The sequence below is a fragment of the Streptococcus sp. OH4692_COT-348 genome, assembly GCF_003859975.1.
In the GTDB taxonomy this organism is placed as follows: Bacteria; Bacillota; Bacilli; order Lactobacillales; family Streptococcaceae; genus Streptococcus.
Genome location: NZ_RQZB01000007.1, coordinates 101,132 through 107,131, shown reverse-complemented (window position 1 = coordinate 107,131; position 6,000 = coordinate 101,132). Strand labels below are relative to the sequence as shown.

Below are 6,000 nucleotides of genomic sequence, written 5' to 3'. Positions count from 1 at the left end.
ATCAGCTGTTACTTCTTTACCATTCTCATCGTTGTAGCGGTACTTGATTGTACGAGTAACTGTCTTAGTTAACTCAAGATTTTCTGCAGTACTTGGCCATACTGGTGAATTTGGATTTTCTGGATCAACTGGTTGACCTGGAACAGGTTTCTCATCATTTGGAGTCACTGGTTCCACACGTTGTTTAACTGTTACCTTGAAGTTTTGAGTTACCGCTGTGTCGTTATCAAACAGTTTATCAGCTGTCGTTGCTGAAACGAAACTGTCTTCTACTAACGTATAGCCAGCTTTTTCAAGAGCTGCAATTGCTTTTTCACGATTAGTAAAGTCGATAGCACCGTTATAAACACCTTCTACTGTCTCAACAGATGCTGCTGGTACTTTAGCTGAATCAATCGCAACTTCTGCACCAGTTGTCACATCATAGTAAGAAATAGTTGCTGTTTGAACATTCTTTCTATAAGTGTATGTTACAGTAGTTGTATCATTTGTAACCTTACCTGAAACATTCTTAGTACCTTCATCAACCGTACCATTTGTTGTTGCCACTTTAACAAGAGTGTAACCAGGAATTTCTTTTGGCTCAGTTGTAAACGGAGTTGTTACTTTTTCGTTGTTTACTGGAGTTGTTGAAGGAGAGATAACGTTACCTTCTTCATCCTTATACTCAACAATGACAGTTCCATCTTCCGCAACAACAGTTGGAGTGTAAGTAGTTGTTACAGTAGTACCGTTGACATCTGCAATTTGCACACGCACTGGTGTAGCTTTGCCTGTGAATTCTTCAGTTGGCTGGAATGTAATGGCATTAGTTGTTTTATCAAGAGTGTAAGTTCCTTCACCATCAACCGTAACTGTAGTTACAGAATTTCCGTTCGCATCAAGAAGTGTCAAAGTACTCTTATTAAGAGCTACTGATTTTGGTTGACCATCTTCACCTAATACTTCAGATGTTTCTCCTTTAGCGAAGTTCAATGTTGTAGCATCTGTATCAGGAGTGTCAAAAACAATTTGTGACGTTTGCGCTTGACCTTGCTTACCAACTGTCGCTGATTCTTTAGCTGTTGGGGCTACAGGAACTACTGTTGGTGTATAGGTAGCTGTACCTGTGATGACTGTTGATTCACCTTTTTCATTAGTAATAGTAGCTGATGCTTGAACTTTTACTGGTGTTGGTGTTCCTTTATAAGTTGCAACTGGTTGGAATGTTACTACACCTGTTGTTGAATCAATTGTGTATGTACCAACATTTTCAACAGTCACTGAAGGTTCAGTCGTTGGATTTCCAGTAGCTGGATCTACAAGTTTGTAATTTGATACTGGAGCACTCTCATCTGATGATGAGAATAGTGGTGTTTCTGACTGCTGTTCACCTTGGATATTCTTAGATGTTACATCTTCACCAGTAATCGTGATTGGTGTTACAGTTGGTTTATAAGTAGCTGTTGCTGTCTCACCATTCGAATCTGTTGCTTGAACAGTTACTCCTGTTCCTTCTCCAGTAAATGTTGGCACTGGTACGAAGGTTACAACACCTGTTGTTGGATCAATTGTGTATGTTCCTTCATTTGCAATTGTAACATTAGTAGTTGGTTGCATCGTTGATGGATCAATCAACTGACGTGTTGCAATCGTTACTGATGGATCTGATGTTTCAAATTCTGGTGTTCCAGTTTGTGTTTTACCTTGAACGTCTTCAGATGTTGCATTTTCAGCTGTCATAGTTACATCTGTGACAGTTGGAGTGTAAGTAGTTGTTACAGTAGTACCATTTGCATCTGCAATACGTACATTAACTGGTTTTGTAACAGTTCCTGTGAATGTTGCGACTGGTTGGAATGTAATAACATTTGTCGCTTTATCCAGTGTATAAGTTCCCTCATTTTCAACTGTTACAGACGGTACAGCATCACCGTTTTCATTAAGAAGAGTTACTGATGCTGTATTAAGATCAACAGATTTTGTTGTATTTGCATCAATAGCAACTGTTCCTTTAGCAAAGTTTACAGTTGTATCATCTGTATCTGCTGCGTCAAACTTAATAGCAGAAGTTTGGGCTTTCCCTTGAGGTCCAGTTGTTTGAGATGCTACTGCTGTTGGTGTTACTGGAACTACTTTTGGTGTGTAAGTAGCTGTCGCAGTTGCAGTAATATTAGCATTATTAGCATCTGTACCTAGAATTGCAGTTAGTTTAACAGTTACTGGAGTTGCTGTTCCTTTGAATGTTGGAAGTGGTTCGAAGGTTACAACACCTGTTTCTGGGTTAATTGTATAAGTTCCCTCATTTGCAACTTTTAAAGTCTCAACTAGATTACCATCAGCGGCAACCAACTTAGCTAGTGATTTTGCACTTGGTGAGATAGTTGAACCGTCACCTACAGAAGTAAAGGTTGGTGTTCCTGTTTGAGTAGCTCCTTGGATATCAGATGATGTAGCATCGTGACCTTTAATCGTGTCTGTTACTGTGATGTGGTAAGTAGTTGTAGCTGTTGATGAGCCAGCCCCATGATCCACACCAGATTCAGTTCCACCTATTGTAGCATCTGTTGTGTAATTACCATTACTATCAATAACGTTAACTGTTACTGTATAGACTCCCACTTCATTCAGTGTATAACCACTAGCAAGATTGTAGTTGTTTGCATCTTGTTTAGTGTCATAAACCTTCTGAACTCCAGAAGGAGATGTTACTGTAATACGAGTAATGTAAGTTGTTTTACTGTACTTAGTATCTTCTGTATCAGAGATTCTCACTGCAGCTTTTGCTTCATTACGGAGATCTACCGCAGTTCCTTTTGTAGACGTATAATCCTGTGAACTTGCTGTTGGTTTTGTATTAACTACAGTTGCAACATCTGAGCTTGTTGCAATTGTTCCTCTAATGATACCACCAAATCCTGATTTAGTATGTACTTCCCAAGAATCGTCACCCAATTTAGTAGCAGTCACTTCTGTACCATCTGATGAAGTCCATGTATTGGAATGTTTATCATAAGTGATTGTTACTGACATTCCATCACCTGCTTGACTAGTATTCTGAGAAGTATATGTAGTGAGTGGTCTATCTGGTGTTTCAACATTTGTTACTTTCCCATTGACATCTAGCTTACGAGTATACTCATAGATGTAGAAGTTCATTGCTCCATTTTGTTGCGCTTCAGTATACACTTGGCGTTTTGTCCACGTTGTAGTTCCATCACCATTTGGTGTCTTAACTTCAGCATAGTCAGCTGGAAGTTCCCAGTGACCAGTTGCACTATTTAATTTTGCGGTGTGTTTTTTATTATCAGTTCCAGTTAATTCAACTTGTTCACGTAGGAAAGTTCCCTTAACATTTTCAGATGATGCTTCAACAGTAATGTTATCCACACCTACTTTAGCCGTTGCTTCTGATGTAACCGGAATGTTGAAAATAGTATCAGAATCTACAGAACCTAGCTCCTGGTTTTCTGTAACAGCTCTATTAGTTGAGCCACTATCTACACGCCACTTACCGTTAACTACTTTAAGATTTGTTACAGTTCCATCTGGCATCGTAACTTTAGCGCTTGTAGCTCCTTTAGATATTTTAACTGGTACTGAAGTTGAGTAAGTTTCAACGTTTTGAACCTCAACTTTTGGTTTTACCACAACAGTTAGAGAAGCATGGGTTTCTTGACCTGATTGGTTCCAAGTAGTAGTGTTAGAAAGTTTATCGTAATCTTTAGCAAATACAGAGACTGTATATATTCCTGCTTCAGTAACCTTACCTCCAATAATAGCATTACCATTATTGGTGTTATCATTAGCTTGCTCTTCTTTTGTAGCATTAGAAAGTTTGTAGTTGGTACCAGGAATCAACACTTTAGAATCATCTAAAGTCGCTCCTGTAGTATTATAGCCTGACACACCAGTTACAGCTTGTGAATTCTGTTTACGAACTTTAATTACTTTACCTTCAGCTGTTGTATAATTATAGCTTCCAGAAGTACCCCCAGGAATCACACTTGCTCCAGCATTATCATAAGTTCGGATATTGATATTCGCATCATCACCTACAGTACGTTCATAACGAGCAGAATCAGATTCTATTTTAGGAGGTGTGGTGTCTTGCCAGCCTACCCAACCAGCACGTAAATTCTGAAGTCTAAAAGTTACTGAACGACCGTCAGTATTGGTTGCAGTTACATCAAAACGTAAATCAAATACCCCGTTTTCAATATTGGCAGAGACAACCCCTTGAATGGTATCTGTAGCTGCATCATATGCTAAACCAGGAACAAGGTTGGTTGGTGTTACAGAAGTAAGACTCCATCCAGCTTGCTTAGCAGTCTCTGTAACAGCAATACGGTCTTTTAATCCTTTGATATATACGCGATCAATTCCTTGTTCGTATGCATAGCCATAAATTTCAGTAGCTAGGTATTCATAACCACCATTAGCTGAGTATATTGCAAGCGCTGCATTTGAAATTCTTGAGCCATCTGCACGAAGTTTATTTCTCCATAGTGGTGCCTCTTCTACTAACTTTTTAGAAGCCTCTGGTGTTAAAGGATAATCAACACGACCTTTATTATTATGACCTGTTCGACCACCTTCTGCAGTAGTCTGAGCATTTCCAGCATTTTTATCATTACCATCACGTTGGTTAGAGTACACAACTACTTCTAATCCTGCAGTATTAACCCCAGCTGGGGTTGGTGTAATTTCTTTGTGTGGAATTGTATAGGTATCTGTTCCTGTATGGACTGTTACATTTATTTCTGAAGCATGAGTCGTACTTGTAGATCCTTCAGCATAAAAATCTTGTGCTGCCAACGCTACAGCAAGCTTCCCATCACGACCGATTCCTGCTTTTTTAAGGTCATTGTATACCGCAAGGATAGACTCGTTTAAGCGTGAAAGTTGAGCATCAATTTCTTTGACAGTCAAGTCTTTTACGTCCAAGGTCTTTTTAGCTTCTGCAATAATCTCTTTGTTTTTTGCAACCGCCGCTTCGATTGCTTCTTTATTTTCACCCTCAACATGATTCTTACGAACAGCTTCTTCTGCAAGGACATTAGTTACTTCCGCTTCTGACGTCACTTGGTCCAAAACTTTTTTAGCCTCAGTGATAGGGGTAGCTGTTTTTGCTGTTTCAGCTTTTTTAGCTTCCTCTGCTTTTTTTGCCTCTTCAGCTTTTTGAGCAGTTGCATCTGACTCTGTCAAAACAGTAGTCAAATCAGCAATTTTAGCTACTTCTGCATCAACAACTGCTTGACTAGCATCTGCCTTCGCTAGAATTGCTTTAGCTGAAACTAATGCTTCTTTAGCAGCTGTTTGAGCTGCTGCGTCCGCTTTCTTAGCAGTAGACAATTTCGCTTCCAAAGCTGCTACTTTATTTGTCAAAGCTACTTTATCTGCAACCTTATTAGCTTCTGATTTGCTTTCTACTGTTGCATTGGCAGATGCAGTCTCTGACTCAGATTTTCCTTTGTCAGATGACGGAACCTCATCTTGTGCTTTTGATGTCGTTGATGCTACTGCCACTTCAGTTCCCTGTACTTCAGTTGCTGATACAGCCCCATTTCCTAGGAACATAAGTCCAGCCGCAATAGCTACCGACGCCGCACCAAAACTATATTTACGAATTCCGTATCGTATATATTTCTCTACTCTATAATCTTGTTGCTTGCCTTTCATTTAGACCTACAACCTCCTTTTTTTATTTTGATGTTAGTTTACAAATTCTTGATATCGAAAATTAACTGCTAACCTCAGCTGAAACAAAAGATGTTAGCGGTCATTTTCAATATCATAAAATTATCTACAACATACGACTTTATGATATCATATTTTCTAGGGCATAGCAAATAAAATAGCTTCTTTTTTTATTCTAAATTAAAAATAAATATTTTCCAAAAATACAATAATTTTCAGACTCTTTGACTTGTATGATTAGATATAGCAAGTTGTTATAGGTTAGATACTAGAGTTTTAGAAATTCAATATATTAATGCAAATTAACTTTACATGTATATT

Annotated in this window: 1 protein-coding gene; it reads right to left on the bottom strand. The window is 38.6% G+C overall.

Features of this window, described 5'->3' with window-relative positions; translation table 11 throughout:
* Positions 1–5,661: MucBP domain-containing protein (locus EII37_RS05815; RefSeq protein ID WP_185695960.1), on the bottom strand; the 5,661-nt coding region annotated here is incomplete at its 3' end.
* Positions 5,662–6,000: the final 339 nt, after the last annotated feature.